This window comes from Polynucleobacter sp. Adler-ghost, from assembly GCF_018688495.1.
Taxonomy (GTDB): Bacteria; Pseudomonadota; Gammaproteobacteria; order Burkholderiales; family Burkholderiaceae; genus Polynucleobacter.
In genome coordinates this window covers 382257-399728 of record NZ_CP061320.1, presented here as the reverse complement: position 1 = coordinate 399728, position 17472 = coordinate 382257, and the positions used below count along the sequence as shown (strand labels likewise).

General features: G+C 42.9%; 20 protein-coding genes. 6 read left to right on the top strand and 14 right to left on the bottom strand.

Features of this window, described 5'->3' with window-relative positions; translation table 11 throughout:
- Positions 1 to 12: 12 nt before the first annotated feature.
- The 3 genes from ICV89_RS02170 to ICV89_RS02160 form a co-directional block, all read right to left on the bottom strand.
- Entirely contained in the window at positions 13 to 690 is a 678-nt protein-coding gene (locus ICV89_RS02170; RefSeq protein ID WP_215309273.1) for a hypothetical protein, read from the bottom strand.
- A gap of 100 nt (positions 691 to 790) precedes the next feature.
- Complete coding sequence (locus ICV89_RS02165; RefSeq protein ID WP_215309271.1) at positions 791 to 1144, bottom strand: surface-adhesin E family protein; 354 nt, start codon at positions 1142 to 1144, stop codon at positions 791 to 793.
- Between the two features lie 203 nt (positions 1145 to 1347).
- Positions 1348 to 1533 (bottom strand): hypothetical protein, encoded by a 186-nt coding sequence (locus ICV89_RS02160; RefSeq protein WP_215309269.1) that lies wholly within the window; start codon positions 1531 to 1533, stop codon positions 1348 to 1350.
- 311 nt (positions 1534 to 1844) lie between these two features.
- Here ICV89_RS02160 and rpoN point away from each other — a divergent pair, with 311 nt between their 5' ends.
- On the top strand, positions 1845 to 3239 hold the full coding sequence (gene rpoN, locus ICV89_RS02155) for an RNA polymerase factor sigma-54 (protein ID WP_215309266.1): 1395 nt from the start codon (positions 1845 to 1847) through the stop codon (positions 3237 to 3239).
- 4 nt (positions 3240 to 3243) lie between these two features.
- On the opposite strand, the gene ICV89_RS02150 is transcribed toward rpoN, so the two are convergent.
- The 3 genes from ICV89_RS02150 to ICV89_RS02140 form a co-directional block, all read right to left on the bottom strand.
- Entirely contained in the window at positions 3244 to 4020 is a 777-nt protein-coding gene (locus tag ICV89_RS02150) for a GGDEF domain-containing protein (RefSeq protein ID WP_215309264.1), read from the bottom strand.
- Positions 4021 to 4104: 84 nt separating this feature from the next.
- Positions 4105 to 4563 (bottom strand): hypothetical protein, encoded by a 459-nt coding sequence (locus ICV89_RS02145; protein WP_215309263.1) that lies wholly within the window; start codon positions 4561 to 4563, stop codon positions 4105 to 4107.
- Positions 4563 to 5123 (bottom strand): hypothetical protein, encoded by a 561-nt coding sequence (locus ICV89_RS02140; RefSeq protein WP_215309261.1) that lies wholly within the window; start codon positions 5121 to 5123, stop codon positions 4563 to 4565. Before ICV89_RS02140 ends, ICV89_RS02145 begins: the two co-directional genes overlap by 1 nt.
- 268 nt (positions 5124 to 5391) lie before the next feature.
- Between ICV89_RS02140 and ICV89_RS02135 the strand changes: the two genes are divergently transcribed.
- Together ICV89_RS02135 and ICV89_RS02130 are read left to right on the top strand one after the other, a co-directional pair.
- Positions 5392 to 5691: a hypothetical protein gene (locus ICV89_RS02135; RefSeq protein ID WP_215309259.1), complete on the top strand. Its 300-nt coding sequence runs from the start codon at positions 5392 to 5394 to the stop codon at positions 5689 to 5691.
- Between the two features lie 44 nt (positions 5692 to 5735).
- Complete coding sequence (locus ICV89_RS02130) at positions 5736 to 6110, top strand: hypothetical protein (RefSeq protein ID WP_215309257.1); 375 nt, start codon at positions 5736 to 5738, stop codon at positions 6108 to 6110.
- Here the strand turns inward: ICV89_RS02130 and ICV89_RS02125 are convergent, their stop codons facing one another.
- The 3 genes from ICV89_RS02125 to ICV89_RS02115 all read right to left on the bottom strand — a co-directional run bounded on the left by ICV89_RS02125 (position 6111) and on the right by ICV89_RS02115 (position 8126).
- Positions 6111 to 6488: a hypothetical protein gene (locus ICV89_RS02125; protein ID WP_215309256.1), complete on the bottom strand. Its 378-nt coding sequence runs from the start codon at positions 6486 to 6488 to the stop codon at positions 6111 to 6113.
- 94 nt (positions 6489 to 6582) lie between these two features.
- Positions 6583 to 7050 (bottom strand): polymer-forming cytoskeletal protein, encoded by a 468-nt coding sequence (locus ICV89_RS02120; RefSeq protein ID WP_215309254.1) that lies wholly within the window; start codon positions 7048 to 7050, stop codon positions 6583 to 6585.
- 41 nt (positions 7051 to 7091) lie between these two features.
- Positions 7092 to 8126 carry a RodZ family helix-turn-helix domain-containing protein gene (locus ICV89_RS02115; protein ID WP_215309252.1) on the bottom strand — a complete coding sequence of 345 codons (1035 nt, stop codon included), beginning with the start codon at positions 8124 to 8126 and terminating at the stop codon, positions 7092 to 7094.
- A gap of 225 nt (positions 8127 to 8351) precedes the next feature.
- On the opposite strand from ICV89_RS02115, the gene ICV89_RS02110 reads away from it, so the two are divergent.
- The gene (locus ICV89_RS02110) at positions 8352 to 8663 is read left to right on the top strand and encodes a hypothetical protein (RefSeq protein WP_215309250.1); all 312 of its coding nucleotides are present in this window, start codon (positions 8352 to 8354) and stop codon (positions 8661 to 8663) included.
- Positions 8664 to 8761: 98 nt separating this feature from the next.
- Entirely contained in the window at positions 8762 to 9169 is a 408-nt protein-coding gene (locus ICV89_RS02105; protein ID WP_215309248.1) for a polymer-forming cytoskeletal protein, read from the top strand.
- A 68-nt stretch (positions 9170 to 9237) separates the two neighbouring features.
- Here ICV89_RS02105 and ICV89_RS02100 read toward each other — a convergent pair whose 3' ends face one another.
- Together ICV89_RS02100 and ICV89_RS02095 are read right to left on the bottom strand one after the other, a co-directional pair.
- Positions 9238 to 9687, bottom strand: coding sequence for a polymer-forming cytoskeletal protein (locus ICV89_RS02100; protein WP_215309246.1), 450 nt, complete (start codon positions 9685 to 9687; stop codon positions 9238 to 9240).
- A 160-nt stretch (positions 9688 to 9847) separates the two neighbouring features.
- Positions 9848 to 12748 carry an FAD-binding and (Fe-S)-binding domain-containing protein gene (locus tag ICV89_RS02095; RefSeq protein ID WP_215309244.1) on the bottom strand — a complete coding sequence of 967 codons (2901 nt, stop codon included), beginning with the start codon at positions 12746 to 12748 and terminating at the stop codon, positions 9848 to 9850.
- A gap of 121 nt (positions 12749 to 12869) precedes the next feature.
- Between ICV89_RS02095 and ICV89_RS02090 the strand changes: the two genes are divergently transcribed.
- Positions 12870 to 13589 carry a haloacid dehalogenase type II gene (locus tag ICV89_RS02090; protein WP_215309243.1) on the top strand — a complete coding sequence of 240 codons (720 nt, stop codon included), beginning with the start codon at positions 12870 to 12872 and terminating at the stop codon, positions 13587 to 13589.
- Here ICV89_RS02090 and ICV89_RS02085 read toward each other — a convergent pair.
- The 3 genes from ICV89_RS02085 to ICV89_RS02075 form a co-directional block, all read right to left on the bottom strand.
- Positions 13586 to 13984, bottom strand: a complete 399-nt coding sequence (locus ICV89_RS02085) for a VOC family protein (RefSeq protein ID WP_215309241.1) — start codon at positions 13982 to 13984, stop codon at positions 13586 to 13588. The two genes, ICV89_RS02090 and ICV89_RS02085, sit on opposite strands and share 4 nt — an antisense overlap.
- A 72-nt stretch (positions 13985 to 14056) precedes the next feature.
- Positions 14057 to 14380, bottom strand: coding sequence for a P-II family nitrogen regulator (locus ICV89_RS02080; RefSeq protein WP_215309239.1), 324 nt, complete (start codon positions 14378 to 14380; stop codon positions 14057 to 14059).
- Positions 14377 to 17472 carry an efflux RND transporter permease subunit gene (locus ICV89_RS02075; RefSeq protein WP_215309238.1) on the bottom strand — a complete coding sequence of 1032 codons (3096 nt, stop codon included), beginning with the start codon at positions 17470 to 17472 and terminating at the stop codon, positions 14377 to 14379. The genes ICV89_RS02080 and ICV89_RS02075 overlap by 4 nt, the downstream gene beginning before the upstream one ends.

Sequence of the window (17472 nt, the reverse complement as noted above, 5' to 3'; positions counted from 1 at the left end):
TAAGCATTGTGGTTATTCACACCAACTAGCCGACGCATACCAACGATTTAAGCGACCTTGTACACGGGCATTTTCAATGGCATTTCTAGTAGACTCAAAATCTTTGAGCGCGGTTTTGCTAGGGTTGTATAGCTCGCAACCCGCACGAATTCGATCAAGCGCTTTACCAGGGCGGACATTGCGGATGATTAAGTCAATACCACCTGAGCGAAATTTTTGGCGCTCAAAGTATCCTGAATGCCAATAGCGCCCCACTTCAACTTCAGCTGCGCCCAAACGAATATCTAGCAAAATACCATGATCAGAAACATCGGCCACTTTTGCCAATAATTCTTGACCAGCCCCTAATGAAAGAACGAAATTGAACTGCTCATCACTCGGCCCCAAGGTCCTGAATTCTTTACGGCGCTGGATCACAGTAAGTTCTTGCGGGAGAGAGCAGGTTATTAAACTACCATCTTCATGCATCCTAAAATCACTCGAAAGAAACTGCATTTTTGAGTTTTCATTACAAGCTACAACAATCTGACTGGTGCCAATAATGCTACTGAACCCCTTAGGAGGCTCGGTCTCTGGCTTTAGGACCAATAATCCTTTGTAGATATCCAGAACAGTGGCTGCAAACTCTGCACCAGATCCATCAATCGCATACACCCCTGCCAAGGGGGTTTTACTAATTTCTCGAAGCATAGTTTTAGCTATAGCAGCGTGTTCTATATGAAATTTAGGATCTATTTTGTCTACTAATTCGGGGGGGTAGGTAATGATGGGCATATAAATTGAAATTGAATTAAGAATTGCAAACTTGTTTTTGTATTATTGCTAAAGCGCTGTCCTCTGGCACTGGATCATCCGCCAGATTGAAACCGGTCTCTGTTTGTAAAATCTTTTTACCCAGTGCATTTGGTTCAGAGTATTGAACTGCAGCCAATGTAGAAAAAGTTTTATATTTGCAATTAAAGAGAATATTGCTGCGCACAGATCCAACGCGTTGCTTCGTGGCTTCGTCTATTGTTTGGCGATTGGTAATAATCCATACTTTTTTTGACTCTGGGGGCAATGCTTTGATAGAGCTTTTGTAGTAAGCAATGGAATAGCCTTTTTTATCCACAACAGTCACCATATCATTTTCGGCCTGAGCCATTGCAAAGCTCGACTCATGAGAGCCCAAAAGCAAAACAAAGGTAAAAAAAAGGTGGCGAGAATAAATCATGCTAATAATCCAAATTAATGGATGATTATACGATTTTATGGTCTAAATTGAACCGCCTAAGATGGTTTTGCTACTTTTAGGACATTTGCTGAAATATGGTGAATTAGCCCTAAATAAACATCAAAATCAAGCTATCACTGCCCTTCAGGCTTGACGTCTAACGATTCCTCAACAGCAAGAGTCTCTTTGTCGATCACATTCTTGACCCAATAGCGTGCTGCCGCAATATTAGTCGTGTAAAAAGCAATTTTGTTGTTTTTTTCTATGGCGTAAAAGCGATCACCGCGAATACGGTGCTCTGTAATGACAGGATTTTCCATAATATGAAATGCTTTATAGTGTCTATTGACTCTTTATTACGGCCAGTTTGCTACGTTTGCATAGTTTAATTTAGACTAAGGTTTCTGAAAATACCCAAAAGTTTCCTTAACCCTTTAATTTATATGGATTTTTTATTATAAATGGTTAGAATAGCTCAATTGAACTTGCACTACTTTTATAACCGAGCAATAGATCAAATTTAAACAGCTGATATGAGCCGAAAGCCCCACCCCAAAGCCCGCTTTTGCAGTATCAAGTTAGGTCAGCGACGATAGAATTTTCATTAGCGAACCACAAGAAAATATAAAAAATGGCTATTTCGCTTAATACTAGAGTTAGTCAGCAGGTCACCCTAACACCTCAACTGCAACAAACAATCCGGTTATTACAGTTATCCAATAATGAACTAGAGCAGGAATTAGCAAAGGCCGCTGAAGATAATCCCTTACTGGAATTTGAGCCTAATCCAGAAATTGAATTTAATCTTTCTCAATCTTCTGAACGGGTTGAGCAGACCCAAAACTCATGGACCTCAAGCAATAGAGCCTCTCAGGATGATGACGATGACTGGGCAGAGCGCTATGAACGCATAGCCCATCAACAAACTCTTTTAGAGTATCTCGAGGAACAAATTCATCTCCTTCATGTCGACCCACAAGAGCGGTTGATCATTACCTATCTTGCGGGCTGTTTGGACGACAGAGGTTACCTAATTGATGATCTCGAGTCAATTCATGCTGAGATCAAAAATGAGCTTGATAGTCCAGAATCAAGCACGCTTTATCTAATAGAGTCTGCACTAAAAAAACTGCAATCACTTGATCCGCCCGGCATTGGTGGACGCAATTTAGCGGAATGTCTCTCACTGCAAATTGATCGTATTTTGGAAAAACCCACCCACGATCAATCGGCATGGGAGCTAGCCAAATATATTGTCAATACCCATTTAAACAAGGTTGGCTCAAAAGATTGGCTCAAGATCAAACAGGCGAGCAACAAAACTGAAGCGGAAGTCCTCAAAGCAGTAGAGCTTATACGCAGCTTGCAACACAATCCAGGCGCTTACTTTGACCGTGAGAACGACCAATGGATTCTGCCTGATGTAGTGGTCAAATCCATGAATAACTTATGGGTTGTCGAATCAAACCCCAATGCTAGGCCACGTATTTCTCTCAATAGTGAGTACGCCAAAATACTGAAAGAGAGCGGGCAAGGAAAAGCTGATGGAGTCTTAAAACAAAAAATTCTAGAAGCAAGTTGGCTTATCAAAAATATTGCTCAGAGAGAAGATACGATCCTCAGAGTAGCAAATGAAATAGTCAAACACCAGCAAAAATTTTTTTCCATGGGTGCAATTGGAATGAAGCCACTTGTTCTTCGTGAAATAGCAGAAACTTTAGAAATGCATGAATCAACAATTTCGAGAGTGACGACACAAAAATATTTATCTTGTCCGCTAGGTATTTTTGAATTCAAATACTTTTTCAGTAGCCAATTAAATTCTGATAAAGGTGTCGCAATTTCCTCAACTGCAATTCAGGAACTAATTAAGCGCATTATCCAAGAAGAATCAGCGATAAAGCCTATCTCTGATAGCAGAATTGCTAAGTTACTAGGTGATCAAGGCTATGAAATTGCTAGGCGAACGGTAGCCAAATATCGAGAAGGGATGCGTATTCCAGCAGTGCACCTTCGAAAAAAATAAACCCTTAAGAATAAAACTCAACGAAATTCTTCCCAGCATTTTTAGCAAGGTACATTGCTTTATCAGCCCTTTCAACTAAATCCATCGAACTGAGACTCATATCATCCATGATTGCGACACCAATACTTGCACCCAGCAGTAACTGCAATGGTTCTTTAGATCTAGGCTGAATAGGTTGCGAGATTGCGGTTAGTAAACGATTGGCTAATTGACTGACTAAATCTTTGTTGGTGATATCTTGTAACGCTAAAACAAACTCATCACCACCCCAACGACAGGCTAAATCCTGCGCGCGAATGGATGCAGAGATCCGTCTGCCGATGATTGATATCACCTCGTCTCCAGCACCATGACCGTACTGATCATTGATTGCCTTAAAGTCATCTAAATCGACAAAGATTATTGCCGTTAAATTAGTGTGCTTAAGAGGCTTCGATAAAACATAATTGAGTTTTTCCAAGAAACTAGTCCGCTCCAATAAGCCAGTTAAATGGTCATGCCTGGTTTTGGTGTCAAACTCTTCGCCATAAATCATCAGATCCAACACTCGACGCTCAATAGCTGTTGCATTACTATCTCGATAAAAATATTTCAATAAATCATTTTGATCTACAGTTTTTACAAGCTGCTGGAGCTTAGCAACTAAGTTTGAAAAATGCTCAGCTACTTGAATTGGATCATCAGCATCCAATGCTTCGCTTACATTGGGGGCGTTGCGATTACGACCTGTTTCTTTAGTAATAGCATTGTCAACAACAATTTTTTTTTGGTCTCTGCCCATTTCAACTCTCTATATTAGGTAGCCAAACTTTACAGCAGAGGATGGGCGATCTACATACTCATCCTAAATGAATCAATATCTAACTTAATTGCAAACAATCTTCTTGATGTCTGACTCCGTGGTAGTGGATTCAATTTTCATGACGTTGGATTTATTTTTCTCAGAGTAAATTTCGTTGAGCTTTTTTGTTTTAGGATCAAAGTACATGTAAGAAATTAGATAATAAAACGTAGTGTTTTCCTTGCAATCAAGGGCGCCACTTGCACTAAATAGATTGAAATTTTGACTATTTGGGGCAACTTGATTTTCATTGAAATGCGCGGAAACAGTAAACCAAACATAAGGCCCCTCGGCCTTTCCCCAGCCTGACAACAAATACAGGGTACTTTGAGTATTTTTACTCAAAATAATATCTTTATCGTTTGCCGCCTTTGGTTCAGGTTTTTGTAAATTGGACTTCAGGGATTGGGGTTCTTGCGAAGATTTAGCAGGGGCGATCGTCACCCACAATGACAAGAGTAAAAAGCTTATGACAAATTTCATCACTGCACCCCAGCTTTCTTAATGCCTTGCCACTTCTCAAAAGCTAAAGGAATAGTTTTACTATCCTCTAGCCCATAAAAAGTTAACTCCCCATTTTTTCTAAGGGCTAGATATACCTTTCCATTGGAAGGCTCAATTACAAAAGCAGCGCTAGATTCCTCGCAATCTGACTTTTTACAACCAGCCCCCAGTATTTGACTGCCTACATAGATGATGGGCATACTTTCCTCAAATGCATTTTGAAATGCTTCAATCTCTGCCCCAAGCATATAGGCAAGAATGAATTTTCCATTTGCACGCGTTGTCAATACTGAGGAAGGGCTACCAACCAATAAAGGGGCGTAAGTTGCTAAGTTTTTTCTCAAATCATCAAATTCTATTTCTTGTTCTTTGGCGAGGATTTTTGCTGTTTTTTCTTTCTCATATTCGCCCTTATATTCCCAAACTTTGAAAGAAGCGTAGGCCAAAACAAGGATGATCAATACATAAAGAATCCACTTGGTGATATTCATCACCAACTTCCTTATTTTTGCAGCGATGGATATTGGTTGTTTGGGCATAGTCCAGGCGATATCTAGTTGATCATCCTGCAAATTGAATTTGCTATTATTAGCGTAACACTATAAAGCAAATCTTTTGAGACCCCTAAAAGAAAGCTGAAAAACACAATGAAGCTCTGCAAACCCCAAGCAAATTCGACTTTTTTCTAATAATCACCTACTATGAAGCCATATTTATCAAATCAATGCCTTATTCCGCCTCAAGGTTTAAGTCAGCAGATAAGATTAGAAAATGCCGAAAATAAATTATCTCTAGTGTTGAGCAAATATGAGTAATCTAGATGAATCTGCTGTTAATGAGCTAAAAGAAGTGAACAAACATCTTTCGACCATTAGTGCTCTTTTACAGCAAAAAGATCAAAAATTAGATGAGAGCTTAAACGTTATCCGAAAAGATCTTTGGAATATTAAAAATATTATTTCTGAGGAAATAGCTCACAATAAAAATCTAAAAGATGGCATTGAAAAAACTATTGAAAATACTATAGAGAAAACACTACTTAAGTCTATAGCCTATGTATTTGCTGCAGGAATCACTCTGTACATAGTGGGTAGATTTTTTCTGTAAATATTTGTAATAAGCTACTCGGATGAAAGAAATCAAACATCGTCATGACGCCTGATACAACGAATCGCCAAAAAAGCTATGCTCATATTGCAAAACTTTTAGAGTCTGCGAGTAAATCTTATGAAAATGCTGCGCTTGGTTTAGAACAAGGCGAGAGTGAGGAGCATGTTTACCAGCATATTAAAAAAGCACGCATTACTTTAGAAACAGCATTTCCAGAATTTTTCACCTCGCATAAACCGCCCCTTACTAGCAAAGTAGTGCCGGAGAAACGTGATTACTCAATCCTGAAAATAGGCTTGATTGCCGGATTAATCGTCGGAGTCTTATACACATTTGTTGTCTATGGCCCAACGGGGGATTTAAGTAAAAGCTGGAAAACTGAAGATTTTCAAAAGAACGTCGCCTATCCCAAGTGACTAGTCTCGTTCTGTTTTCCTGACATATTCAATCTTGACCGAATAATCAGTAGAGCCCATTAAGCGCTGCCAGATTGTTTCCTGCCCCATCTCTGGGTTGACTACCTGGTAGCCTATCGAATAGATACCTTGGCTGGTGAGTAGATTAGTAGAGCATATGCGCACCCCATTGCGATGTGACAATTCTGCTATGTCATTAAAAGCCAATGTGCGTGAGTCTTGAATCAAATCCTCGTGATTTCGAATCTTTTGATTTAACAATATCTGAATATATTCATCCTTACATTCAGGCAAATCCCGAGTGTAGTAGCTGTAAAAAAGCCCTCCTGAAGCTAGCAATAAAACAAAGAGTCTTAAAAGGAGGGAAGGGGTTTTCATTAGAGCAGACATCCCCTTATATCAATACTTCAAGCTTGTGAGAGCGCTTGTCGGCTGCAGATGACTGATCCAACGGCCACATTGAATTTTAATATCACTCTGCTTTAGCCAATAGAACAACATTACTTGGTATCTCCTCATTACTTAAAGAGAGATTTTTTTGCTCAGCGGCATCCGGCAATAAACACCTGAGATTACCGTTGACCTTGGCGTCTGGATGCACATTAATCTGCGCATAAGTAACGTCTCCAATCACTACAGCTCCGGGATAAATTTCAACGCGTCCTTTTGCAAATACCGAACCCTCGATTCTTCCAATAATGATCGCATGTGGGCTATAAATGTTCCCCAATAAGAATCCGGTAGATCCGATTACGGCGGTATGACCATTACCAGAGCCCTCGTCCTCAGTCTGGGAAATATCGCCAATTAAATGCCCTAACAAAAGCATGTTTCCATTATGAATAAAGTCACCCTTCATAATGGAACCAGCTCCAACTGTAGTTAAGTATGTCAGTTGAGTATCTGTATTGGGATTACTTTTTTTAGAAAATTCAAACATTTCTATACCTTAATTTTTGCTTCTTTTAGCTTATGAAAACTTTATAGCGAAACTTCCAATAATTTAATCTGCTTTGCGCCTGCGCTTGGTGAGCGAACTCTCCAGCCCTGGAAATACATTTCCACGCTATCTAAGTCCTGAGTAATCACCACAAATGGGGAGGTGCCCCGAAATGCATAAGAAGCATTTGACTCTAGATTCACAACGGTTTGTTTCCCAGAATTATCCACAACACAAATGGCTTGCTTAATAAGAGATTTAATATTTACAGTATCTCCCTTCTTAGAGGGATTGGGAGATTGATAGCTAGGTAATTGCGCTTCCTGTTTATATGGACATTGTTCACCAGGAGTGCTCAGAAGCGCTTGAGCTGGCTGAGTTTCTGGCGATTTAACCGAAGCATCAGAACCATCGGACTTTAGAGCTAAATCTTCATCAACTTTTACATCCTGGGCATCATTAGCTACTATGGCCTTTTGCGGGGGGCTTACCAGCCCAATAGCTAAATTGATGATGTTAAACCGTTCATTTAACCCATAAATAGCGCCCGTCAGTACTGAAAAACCAAACAGGATTACCATCACTCTGAGGGTTATAACACTAGCCCCGGCAGAGCTGAACTTAAAACCATGCTTTCCATCAGCATGACTCAGTGATTCATCAAGATTCAGAACCTGAGGATTTGCGGGCTCTGCGAGAGAGATGGTCTCGTTTTTTAGCGGGGGATTTTTTGGGCCTGAATCAGCTCCGACTACCTCAAGTTTTTTAGGAGCGGAAATTTCTTGTTCTTCAATTGGCGTAACTAAAGGGTCGTCAGCAGATTCTGTGGCTCTGGGATCTATCAAATAAGATGCTTCATCTAGCTCCAACACTCTACCAACTCGCTTAGCGGTGGCGATCTTTAATTCAAATGTGTAGAAAGAGCTCATGCCACCCTCTTCCAACTCCAAAATCATTTTGGTGGACAAACAACATAAATTAGCAAACTCTGCCCGGGCTAGATTTTTTTTCTCTCTAGCATCTTTTAATACTGAGCCAATAATTTCTAGTTGTGCATCGTGCTTGTGAGGCCGCATTGTTGTAACACCATTAAATTATTGCAACGCACAAATTATCTTGAAAATCCAAGACATCTCATATTCCCTGGAAAGCAAAACTACATTAAAGAGCATAGTATCAAATTATCATTAGAAAAGCCTATTAGAACGAATAATGTAAATGCTTCTTAATGCTAGAATCGCTCCAAGATTATTTGAGGGCAAAAAATGCAGTTAATTTGGATTTCTGGGTCTACTTCATCTATGAAGCAGATAAAAATTACCCGCAAAACCGTTATTAAGATTGCGCTTTTATCTTTTAGCGTATTTATTCTGATTGGCATGAGTATCCATTTTTTTGGCTTTAGGGTGGCGATTCGCTTTAATCCCGAAATGGCAAAACAAATGGGGGGGGTCATTTCCCGCAAGGAGATGGATGACTTAGAGCTCATTTATCAGCAGAAAATCCAGACATTTCAGACGCAAATCCCCATAATCGAGAGCAAGATCCTTACTCTTAAGAACTTAAAGGATCAGTTTGCGGAACTATCCATACCTACAAGCGCCAAGGATTAAGCTATATTTTAAAAATTCACTCAGCGGCATGCTCCTCTGAGGCTCCCAATTTGTTGGTATTGTTATATTATTAGCACGTACTCACTTATTCAGGAAATATGATGGCCGATAACAATCCTAGAGGATCACTTTTTGTAGGCGAAGGGGTCATTGTTAGGGGCACCTTTGAGGTACCAGAAATGGCAGTGGTTGCAGGCCTTGTAGAGGGTGAGTTGAACACTAAAGAAGTTTTGGTTGACACCTCAGGAATTGTTAACGGCAGAATCAATGCTGAAGTTGTCGAGGTTCGCGGTGAAGTTACCCAAGGCCTCAATGTCACCAATCATTTGAACGTTCGATCCAGTGCAAAAATTACTGGTCTTACACAATATGCAGAAATGAGCGTAGAAAAAGGAGCGAAGCTTAGTGGTGAGCTACGCCTGATTGATGCCCCCATACCTTCAGTCAGACAACCTCTAACTGAAGTTGATATCCATCCGAAAGATGAGATTAGCGATATCGATTAATACAGCTTATAGATAAAAGATCCCCTCTTGTAGGGATCTTTTGAGCGCCAAGAGCAGGTATTAAGCAATCATTGACTTTTAATTTTATTCCAATTTGCCTGGAAAATTGCGGTTGAATCCGTTGCCCCCTCTGGTTCTTCACTGCTTTTGGAAATCATTAAACCGTTTAACTTAGCACCATGCTCGATTCCGAGTTGTCCATAAGTAATATCTCCACGTACTTCAGCCCCTTCATGCAACTCCACGCGCTCAGTGGCATAGATATTACCCTCCACTCGTCCCGCAACTAGCACCCTAAAAGCATTAATGTCGCCTTGAACCATGCCAGTACGGCCGAGAGCAATGCTCACGTTTTTTCCTTGGCGTGATTCTATATTGCCAACTACGCGACCATCAATGCGCAAACTTTCATTCGCGACAATTCGCCCATGAACCTCGGTAGCTGGCCCAACGATTGTTTCAAAGGACTCCATTGTGGGCTGTAAAAACTTAATAGACTGTGTTTTTTTGAAGACCATTCTTCATTCCTTTAACTATCCTGCAATTACGCAATAAGCTGCATACTTCGATATTCCCGCCGGACGACTATTCTATCTGTATCTAGACTATCTTTAGGGAATTTAAATACTGATCTCAGTGATTTTTTGAATATACGAGTGGAAAGTAAGTATCCACTAACTAGATTTTAGATTGGCGCGCCATTAGCAGTAACTCAGCCAAATGTTTAACCTTGCGACCCGTCTCTTGCTCAATTTGCTCTCGACAGCTAAAGCCATTAGTCAGAATGATGGTCTCTTGCTCGGCAGCCCGAATTGCTGGCAGCAATACGAGCTCGCCAACCGCTTTAGATATTCCGACATGTTCTGGATTAAATCCAAATGAACCCGCCATACCGCAGCAACCGCTATCAATGTAATTTGCCTTAGCGCCCAAAGCAGCCAACAGCGCTACATCACCCTTAGTACCAAACAATGATTTCTGATGGCAATGTGAGTGGACCAAGACATTGCAGTCTAGCGGTGGCGGAGTATAGCCTTGCTCATGCAAGAAATCTCCTAATAAATAGCTACTCGAGGCTAAAAGAGTTGCCCTTGGATCATTCGGGAAAAACTTCAGCAATTCATCCTTGAATACTGACATGCAGCCTGGTTCAAGGCCAACGACTGCGATCGGAGAATTAGGATTCTCATTAATCTCACTTCCGATAGCATCTAGAATTTTCTCTAGTTTCTGCTTGGCAAGATCCAGATAACCAAAGTCATATAAAGGACGACCGCAGCATAAAGGCGTTTTAGGCAAGGTCGCCTCAAAGCCTGCATGAGCAAGCACTTCGACTGCCGCATGAGCAACCTCTGGATGAAAATGCTCACAGAATGTGTCTACCCAAAGAATGACTTTCTTCTGATCAATGCTGACATTCTTTGATGGCTTAAATTGCTTTCTAAAGGACTGGCTCGCAAACTTAGGCAGACTACGCTCTTGCGCTACGCCACCAACCCATTTAGCGAAAGTAGAGATCACAGGCGTTTGCATGACGCCGTTCATAAGCCAAGAGAACTTGCTTGCCAACGGTGCCCAGTCACCGATGCGCCCCATGGTCAAGGCTTGACGAGGCCTACTATTGGTCTCGTGATAGTGGGACAAAAACTCGGCTTTATAAGAAGCCATATCAACGTGGGCTGGACAGTCACTCTTACAACCTTTACAAGAGAGGCAGGTATCTAGAGCCTCTTTAAGCTCCTTGCTTTCCCAGCCATCTTGAATGACTTCACCCTGAATCATTTCCCAAAAGAGTCGTGAACGCCCACGAGTGGAGAAACGCTCTTCTTTTGTAGCTCGATAACTTGGGCACATCGTGCCTACTTTTTCACTGCGGCACTTACCCATACCAACGCACCGTTCAACCGCCCTCTGGAAGCCATTACCCTCTTGGCTCAAGAAATTCAGACGCGTCTTGATATTGACGATTTTGTATTCTGGGCCCATGCGCAGATTCTCATCTACACGGTAAGGGTGCACTACTTTGCCAGGATTGAGTTTATTTTGAGGATCCCAGATACGCTTGAACTCATGCATCGCGCCCATCAACTCTTCACCAAACATGATGGGGAGAAATTCTGCTCTGGCCTGACCGTCACCATGCTCACCGGTAAGCGAACCGCCAAATTCCACTACTAAGGTTGCTGCATCACGAATAAACGATCTAAATTTAGCGACGCCTTCTGCAGATCGAAAGTTAAATGTAATGCGTGCATGAATACATCCATCACCAAAGTGTCCATAGAGTGAAGTTTCATACTCGTAAGAGTCCACTAATTTCTGGAAAGCTCGCAGATACTCACCCAAACGTGCCGGATCAACCGCAGCATCCTCCCATCCCACTACTGGGTCAGGAGAATTTGGGTCAATGGATAAATGGGTAGCAGATGCACCATTTTCACGAATTGACCAAATACGCTTTTGTACTAATGGATCAGACTCTAACCATGTTGATGGCCGGGGACCCTTAGTTCTTGTTTTGAAATACGCCTGAGCTTTTTCAGCCTGCGCAATTGCGCCCTCAATCGTATCGTCACCGAACTCAACAACTACCCAAGCATTTCCAGCCGGTAATAAGTCGATCTCCGCCTTTGCTAAATTACGCTCTTGTAAGCCACGGATGATTTTGTAGTCTAAACCCTCGATTGCAATGGGATTAAAAGATTGATACTCGGGTACAGCATCACCTGTTACGTAAATATCCTCGAATCCCAATACCAACACAACGCGTTTAGCAGGGCTTTTAACCAACCTCACTTTAGCGGCGAGAGTTAATGCACAGGTCCCCTCGGTCCCCACCAAAGCCTTGGCAACGTTAAATCCATTTTCCGGCAAGAGTTGATCTAAGTTATAACCAGAGACGCGACGCTTAATATTCGGGAAACGTGCACGAATGAGATCGGCATAGCGATCACGTAAGGTCAGCAAGTCCTGATAGATCTGACCTTTACGCCCACCAGCAGCAATGATTTCTTGTAACTCTTGATCAGATGTTGGGCCAACCCAAAAACGCTCACCATCGTAAGTCAGAATTTCTAAAGCTTCGGTATTTTCCAATGTCTTGCCGGCCATCACTGAATGAGCGCCACAAGAGTTATTGGCCACCATACCGCCTAAGGTACAACGACTATGCGTAGAAGGATCTGGCGCAAAAGTTAAACCATGCAGCTCAGCAGCATCACGCAGTGAATCACAAATGACTCCAGGCTCAACAACAGCATTACCAGCCACTGGATCTAGAGCAAGAATATGATTGCAGTACTTCGAGATATCAAAAACCACCGCATTGTTGACCGTCTGGCCATTCATGGAGGTACCAGCACCACGCATGAGCACTGGAGCATGATTGCGATGACAAATCTCGATACCTTTGACAAACTCTTCGGTATTTTTCGGGGTCACAACCCCAATCGGGATTTGACGGTAATTAGAAGCCTCTGATGCATAAACCGCCTGATGAGCCGTATCAAAATGAACGGAGCTTCCAAGAGCCGCTGTGAGCTCAACATTGAGCTGCTCCCACTGAGAAATACCACCCATATTCAATCCTTGTTAGATGCAATGACCCCTTTCAGGGTATCGGTTATTTTATCAACTCCCAGCAATTCATGCGTGAGCTGCTTGTTTGACAAAAGCCCCATAGCAAGCAAGAATCTTCCTCATGAATAAAGCACCCAAGGTACTAGCGTTTGATGTTTTTGGCACGGTGGTTGACTGGCATGGCTCCATAGCGGCCGAGGTCACTCGACTAGGACTTCCGGTCGATCCTGATGCCTTTGCTACAGCCTGGCGGCAAGGCTACAGGCCAGCTATGGCTCGCGTACGCTCTGGCGAACTACCTTGGACCAAAATTGATGATCTCCATCATATGATCCTGATTGATGTTCTCAAGACATTTAAAGTCCACTCTTTGTCTGACACTCAAATACAGCATCTCAATCTGATTTGGCATCGGCTCAATCCCTGGCCAGAGGCTGTTGAAGGTCTGCATCAGCTCAAAAGTCAGTTCACGATCGTCACTCTCTCAAATGGCAATATGGGCTTATTAGCTGATATGGCAAAAAATGCTGGCTTACCTTGGGACTTAATTCTTTCGGCTGAAGTGTTCCGCCATTACAAACCCGACCCCGAAACCTATTTGGGTGTAGCGGACATCTTCAATCTTTCCGCCGAAGAAGTGATGTTGGTTGCCGCACACAAGGATGACTTGGAGGCTGCTCACGCCTGTGGATTACAAACAGCCTTTATTGAGCGCCCGCTGGAGTTTGGTAAAAATCATTTACGCAATGATCTGCATGTAGAGCAATTTACTAACTACCATGCAAAAGACTTTCTGGATCTTGCGCGCCAGTTAGGCGTTTCAGATCCAGGGAAGCACTAGACGTACTCAGCAACCTCTACGAGATTATTGTCTGGGTCACGTAAGTAGACCGAACGAATGGGTCCAAGAGCACCTCGCCTTGGCACAGGCCCAACATCAATAGCTACAGCATGCTTGTGCAGATGCGCAATAAAGTCATCCAAGGGAATTGCTGCAATCAAACAAAAGTCTCCCGAACCAATCGTGGGAACTTTGGCCTTGGTAGGGGTATCAGTATCTTTATCCTGAAGATTGATTTTTAACTGTCCAAAACGCAATGAATAACGTGGCTGCCCTTCTGGACCAGTAAAAAACTCACGCTCAAAACCCAACGCTTTTTCATACCACTGAGTCGTGAGCTCAATATCAGTTACGGTCAGAACAATGTGATCAATACGATCAATGATATTTTTCAAAATACTCTCCAAGATGATTGGCAATAATTTAATAGCTTCGAAAACATCATACCGAAGAATTGAAGAGCATACCTATACAGAGGTCTTAGAGATGAAGAAAGCCTTCGGAACCTCAGTACACCAAACAACACCATCCCCTACCTGTCCTGTTTGGCAAATAGTCACAATACGGTCCATCAGAACTTCTGCAATCTCATCATTACAAACAATCTCAATCTTCACTTTCGCCGAGTAGTCCGTTAACTCGTCTTTAATATTGAATTTACCTGTTCGACTGGGAGCACTGCAGCCCTCGACCTTAGTTACAGTCATCCCTGGGAAGCCTGGGATTTCTAGTAAGGCTGTTCTGAGAGCAGCTAACTTATTTGGGCGAATAACCGCCTTCACTTCCATCATGCTTCTACCTCTTTATCTTCAAACCATCTATATAGGACCGGCAGTACTAGTAATGTTAATGCGGTTGAGGTAATCAGACCTGAGATCACCACGGCTGCTAGCGGCCGGGTTACCTCAGAGCCTGGGCCGCCAGAAAATAGCATAGGCACCAAAGCCAACATCGCAACTGAAGCAGTCATCATGACTGGCCTAAAGCGATGACCACAACCATGCAATAGCGCATCTTCCATGGAGTAACCATCTTCACGTAATTGTTTAATGAATGAGATCAGCACCACGCCATTGAGTACCGCAATACCCCAGAGGTTAATAAAACCAACCGCAGCTGGCACAGATAGATACTCACCAGATATAAATAAACCAAATACCCCGCCAATCGAGGCAAATGGTAAGACCAAAATAATCAATCCAGCTAGGCGCAATGACTTGAAGAGCATGAAGAGCAGAAAATAGATCGCTAAGATTGTTAGCGGGATGATGATCATCAAACGCGCCATCGCCCGTTGCATATTTTCAAACTGACCGCCCCACTGCAGTGAGTAGCCTTGTGGAAGCTCTACTTGTTTAGCAATCAACTCTTGCGCTTCTTTAACAAAGCCGCCGAGATCTCGCCCATCAACGTTTACACCCACGACTAAACGCCGCTTACCAGACTCTCTAGAGATCTGCGCTGGGCCATCAACAAGAGCAATATCTGCGAGGTCGCGTAATAACACCTGAGCACCATCTGGAGAATGCAAAATAATATTGCTGATTGCATCTACGTTATCTCGGTAAGGGGCTGGGTAACGTAATAGCAATGGGAATCTTCTCTGACCCTCATACACAGTACTGGCCTGCTTACCGCCAATAGCAGTTTCAATGACATCATTTACATCAGAAACATTGATACCGTAGCGGGCAATTGCATCACGGTTAATAGTGATGTTTAAGTAATTTTGTCCGGAAGCCTGCTCTATACGCAGGTCATTACTACCCTTCATTTTGGTCAGGATCTGACTAATTTGGCCACCTAGCTTTTGCAGAGTAACTAAATCATCTCCAAAAATTTTGATTGCTACCTGTGAGCGAACTCCGGAAACCATCTCATCAACACGTGCTGCGATGGGCTGAGAAATAGAGAGTTCAATGCCCGGCAAAGTTTTCAGCTTGTCACGGATTTGCTGGGCAATCTCTTCCTGGCTAAACTTGCGATCACCTATCGGCTTTAGGGTGACGATTGGATCGGATTCATTAGGCTGACCCGGATCTGCGGGAGACTCACCCTTACCTAAACGAGATACCGCCATCTTCACATCCGGAATCGTCATGATGCGTTTGATCGCCTCAAACTCTAGCTTAATAGATTCGTCTAAAGAAATATTCGGGGCACGTATGATGACTGGCGTAATCGAACCTTCTTGCATCACTGGAATAAATGCTTTGCCGAGCAAGGTAAAGCCAATGATGCTAGCAACTAATCCCATCAAAGATCTTTTAACCACCAATTTGGGATTAGCAAGACACCAATGCAACCAGCGCTCATAAGGGGTACGTAAACGCGCCACAATTTTGGTGTCATCCTCACTCCCGCCTTTAAGAACATAAGAGCACAAGACTGGTGATAAGGTAAATGAAAGAATGAGGGAGATGGTTAATGCGATGGCAATCGTAATCGCCATGGGCGCAAACATTTTTCCTTCCATGCCTTCCAAGGAAAGCAGCGGCATGAAAACCAAAATAATGATGCCCACACCAAATAACACTGGCGTACCAACCTCAGTAGCGGCCTCCAAAATAATACGAATCTTCGACTCGCCCATTTTGAGCCTTTCGCCTAACTTGGCAAAGGTATTTTCTACCACCACTACAGATCCATCCACCATGATGCCGATCGCAATCGCAAGACCTCCAAGGGACATCAGGTTGGCAGAGATACCATACCGATTCATCACCAAAAAAGTTAATAGCGGCGTCAAAATTAAAGTGGCCACCACAATGAGGGAGGAGCGAACATCGCCCAAGAATAAAAATAGCAGAATGACTACAAGAATGATACCTTCAATCAATACCTTGGCGACATTAAACATCGCTGCATTGACAAGATCTGTGCGATCGTAAAACGGCACGATTTGCAGTCCGTCAGGTAATAACTTGCCCTCATTAATCTCAGCCACTTTGAGCTTGATACGATTAACTACTTCACGGGCATTTCCACCACGGATCATTTGAATGATGCCAGCAACACTTTCGGTATAGCCATTCTTAATAGCAGCGCCCTGACGCATTTCGCTACCAATAGTCACTTCAGCCACATTCCTGACGTAGACCGGAATACCCTTTACTTCCTTGAGAATGATTTTGCCGATGTCCTCAGGCTTAGTAATCAGACCCACGCCACGGATTAGATAGCGCTCTGCATAGGTAGGCAACTGCCCACCACCAGAATTTGCATTATTTCTGGCAAGTGCCTCATAGATGTCTCGAAGACCCACTTGATAGTGACGCAATCTTTCGGGGTTTACCAAGACTTGATATTCACGAGCGTATCCACCTTGCGTATTAATCTCAGCAACACCAGAAATTGAACGCAACATCGGACGAACCACCCAGTCCTGAATCGTACGACGCTCCTCAAGCTCCTCAACCGTCAATTGCCTATCGCCATCCGAAGGATGATCGAGCGTGTATTGATAGATTTCTCCCAAACCAGTCGACGGCGGCGCCATGACGGGAGTGATACCGACTGGCATTGCAGAAGCTACCTCAATCAAACGCTCAGTAACCAGCTGCCTTGCAAAGTAGAGATCGGTCTTTTCCGTAAACACTAATGTAATGACTGATAGGCCATTGCGATTGAGTGAACGCATCTCCGTTAAGCCGGGTAAGCCCGTCATACTCAACTCAACCGGCACCGTTACAAAACGCTCAACCTCTTCTGGAGATCGGCCTGGCGCTTCTGCTGCAATCTGAATCTGAACGTTAGTAACATCAGGAAATGCATCGACCGATAGTCGTTTTGTTGCCAGTAAGCCTGCAACAAACAAGACCAGTGCAATGATGACAACTAATAAACGCTGTTGTAATGAGAGGCGAACAATTTTTTCAATCAT